This is a genomic window from Rhizobium sp. CSW-27, assembly GCF_018760785.1.
GTDB lineage: Bacteria > Pseudomonadota > Alphaproteobacteria > Rhizobiales > Rhizobiaceae > Neorhizobium.
Genome location: NZ_JAHHZO010000044.1, coordinates 1 through 3147, shown reverse-complemented (window position 1 = coordinate 3147; position 3147 = coordinate 1). Strand labels below are relative to the sequence as shown.

Here is a 3147-nt window from a genome sequence, read left to right as displayed (position 1 = left end):
GTGAGCGCGACGAACAGGCCACCTTTGCTTTTCTGACCAAGGCCGCGAGATATGCTCCTTCATCGACAGGAGCGGAACGGGATGGTTGGAGATGGCGCTGATGCCATGCTTGAAGTCATGGATGAAGGCATGCATGAAGCCAGGCATGTGGGAAAATATCGTCGGATCGAGGTTATCACCGGTCGTCGCCAGAGGCGGAATTGGACTGACGAGGAGAAGGCGCGCATCCTTGCGGAAAGCGCAGAACCTGAGGTGAACATCTCGGCTGTTGCTCGGCGCTGGGGCGTCAATCGCGGATTGCTGAATGTTTGGCGTCGGGATGCCGGGCTGACCTCTCGTCGCTCGGCTAATGTCTGCGCGCAGCAGGCGATGTTCGTGCCTGTGACCGTGGTTGGCGATCGAACGTCTCCCGAACACTTGCCGTCGGATGCCGCCGACTTCGCCGCAGGTCGGATTGAGATTGAGATTGCCGGCGCACGCCTGACCATGATCGGCGCGGTGGCGCCCGAGTTGGCGCAAGCGGTCGTGACGGCGTTGCGGGGTCGCCGGTGATCGGTCTTTTCCCTGGTGGAGTGAAGATCATGGTTGCGACGCAACCTGTCGACTTCCGGCGCGGCATGAATGGTCTGGTGGCATTGGCGGCATCAGCACTTGCGGCTGATCCCTATTGCGGCGACGTGTTCGTGTTCCGCGCCAAGCGTCTTGATCGACTTCGCTGCATTTATTGGGATGGATCCGGCATGATCCTGGCGACGAAGTGGCTTGAGGCTGGCAAGTTCGTTTGGCCCCCGATCCGCGATGGCGCCATGCAGATGACGCGCGAAGAGTTCTCGCTTTTGCTAGCCGGTATTGACTGGACAAGGGTGAAGCGAAACACCGTCAAGAGACCCTCAAAAGTCGGTTGATCCTATTGGTTTTGCTTGAAGATTCGCACCTATATGGTAGGGTCTTTCATGCTGCTTCGACCCGATCCATTGCCTCAGGATACCGCGCAATTGACCCGGATCATTCTCTTCCTCGACGAAGAGAACACCGACCTCAAGGCGCGTGTTGCCTTCCTGGAAGGCCAGCTCTTTGGTCCGAAGTCGGAAAAGATGGCGGCGGTCGATCCGACACAGGCGATGCTCGACCTGGGTGACCTCAACGACATTCCCGTTGCGGCCAATGACGATGTTGCCCCCGTGGCTGACCGGACAGCACCGGCACGGCGATCGCCAGCGCGCAACATCGGCCACTTGCCCAAGCACCTTCCGCGTTATGACGAAGTCATCGAGCCGGAGAGCAAGGTCTGCCCCTGCTGCTCATTCGAACTGCATTGCATCGGCACGGATGTCAGCGAGGCGCTCGACATCGTGCCGGCGGTTGTCCGGGTGAGACGGACGATCCGGCCACGCTATGCATGCCGGGCCTGCGAGAGTGGTGTTGTGCAAGCGCCCGCGCCGGCACGCGTGATGGATGGCGGCATGGTGACCACGGCATTTGCTGCCCATGTCGCCGTTTCGAAGTTTGCCTGGCATCTGCCGCTTCATCGTCAAGCCCAGATGCTTGCCTCCTGCGGCGTCATCATTGATCGCGGCACGCTCGGCGCCTGGGTCACGCGGGTCGCTTGGTGGATCGAGCTTCTCTACGATGCGCTGACCGCCTTCATCCGCTCGCAGCCGAGGGTGTTCTGTGATGAGACGCCGCTTCCGCAGCTCGATCCGGGGCGCAAACGAACCAAGGTCTGCCAGTTATGGGCGCAAGCGGTCGACGATCGCCCATGGAATGGTCCGGCGCCGCCGGCGGTGGCCTATACTTTTGCCGAAAGCCGTAGCGCTCGCGAGGTCGAGGGGCAGCTGTTGTCGTTTGCCGGCGTGCTGCAAGTCGATGGATATCAAGCCTACAAAACCATGGTCAAGCGTCGGGGAAAGAGCAACGTCGCGCCCGTGCGGCTGGCCTTCTGTCTCGCCCATGCCCGGCGCAAGTTCGTCGATGTCGTCAAGCTGACCGGCTCTTCGGAGGCTTTGTCGATCCTCGCCAGGATCGCCGAAATCTATCGCATCGAAGCGGACTTGCGCGGGGGAAATGCCGATACCAGGCTTATCGTCAGGCGCCGCGAGGCATCTCCCATCATGAGGGAACTGAAGGCCAAGCTCACGGAACTGAGCGACGAGGTGTCGTCGAAATCGGCGCTTGGCAAGGCGGTTTCCTATACACTCAACCACTGGGGCGGACTGACGGCCTTCCTGGAAGATGGCCGCGTTGAAGTGGACTCCAATGTGGTCGAGCGTTCGATGAAATCCGTGGCCCTGACGAGGAAGAATTCCTTGTTCGTGGGTAGCGCCGGCGGTGGCAAGACCTTCGCGGTCATCGCATCCCTCGTCAACACCTGTAAACTGAATGGCGTGGACCCTGAGGTTTGGCTTGCCGATGTGCTGGAGCGGATCATCTCCGGCAAAGTGAAAGCCAAGGACATGGAAAGTCTCCTGCCCTGGACCTGGAAGGCCGAGCGTGAAGCGATGGCACAGCAGGAGAGACGGGCGGCATGACACAGAACGGTCAGGGGACGACGGAACGACCGAAGCTCGACGACGAGGCGTTCGAAGCCTTTATCAGGAGACGTCGTCCGGCATCGCCTATCTGGTCCATGAGCGGTCTCGATGGCTACCTTACGGCCCTCATCATCGGCCCGAAGTTCATCGACCCACGCAAATGGATCCCGGAACTGACCGGTCCGGATGCCTTGAACCTGCCGATGGAAACGACCGAGCATCAAGCTGTGCAGACGATCGTTGCAGAGTATAACCGCATCTCGGCAAGCCTTTCCGAAACACCGAAAGATCACCGGCCCCGGTTCACCAGGATCGATGATCAGACCTTTGATATCTTCGATTGGGACGTCTGCTTTCTGCTGGGAACAGGATACGCGCCTAAGCTTTGGAAGCCCGTCCTGCAAGGCCATGCCGTCACTGGAGATATCATCGCTCCCATCCGCAAGCTCGGCGAGGCGAAACGCAAAGCGACCCGTCAGGATGCTGCTGACGTCGCCGAAGCACTCGTCAAAATCCGAACCTACTTTATGCCGAAGCGGGCAAAGCAGAGGTTCTGACCGAAAGCCAGAAACCTATCCGTCAATCACAAAAGCCGTGGGCCATTCGTTGCGCTCAC

4 protein-coding genes are annotated in these 3147 nt (G+C 59.9%); all 4 read left to right on the top strand.

The features are described from left to right. Positions 1-81 precede the first annotated feature (81 nt). The 4 genes from tnpA to KLP42_RS26390 are packed head-to-tail and all read left to right on the top strand — an operon-like array spanning position 82 to position 3088. Positions 82-552 carry an IS66-like element accessory protein TnpA gene (gene tnpA / locus KLP42_RS26405; RefSeq protein WP_215571141.1) on the top strand — a complete coding sequence of 157 codons (471 nt, stop codon included), beginning with the start codon at positions 82-84 and terminating at the stop codon, positions 550-552. After that, positions 549-905, top strand: a complete 357-nt coding sequence (tnpB, locus tag KLP42_RS26400) for an IS66 family insertion sequence element accessory protein TnpB (RefSeq protein ID WP_215571140.1) — start codon at positions 549-551, stop codon at positions 903-905. The genes tnpA and tnpB overlap by 4 nt, the downstream gene beginning before the upstream one ends. A 48-nt stretch (positions 906-953) precedes the next feature. Next, positions 954-2528 carry an IS66 family transposase gene (gene tnpC / locus KLP42_RS26395; RefSeq protein ID WP_215571139.1) on the top strand — a complete coding sequence of 525 codons (1575 nt, stop codon included), beginning with the start codon at positions 954-956 and terminating at the stop codon, positions 2526-2528. Next, entirely contained in the window at positions 2525-3088 is a 564-nt protein-coding gene (locus KLP42_RS26390) for a UPF0149 family protein (protein ID WP_215571138.1), read from the top strand. The genes tnpC and KLP42_RS26390 overlap by 4 nt, the downstream gene beginning before the upstream one ends. Positions 3089-3147 lie beyond the last annotated feature (59 nt).

Excerpts from the sequence above, each read along its gene's own strand:
- KLP42_RS26390 (WP_215571138.1), top strand. The coding sequence starts at position 2,525 with ATGACACAGAACGGTCAGGGGACGACGGAACGACCGAAGCTCGACGAC.
- tnpA (WP_215571141.1), top strand. The coding sequence starts at position 82 with ATGGTTGGAGATGGCGCTGATGCCATGCTTGAAGTCATGGATGAAGGC.
- tnpC (WP_215571139.1), top strand. The coding sequence starts at position 954 with ATGCTGCTTCGACCCGATCCATTGCCTCAGGATACCGCGCAATTGACC.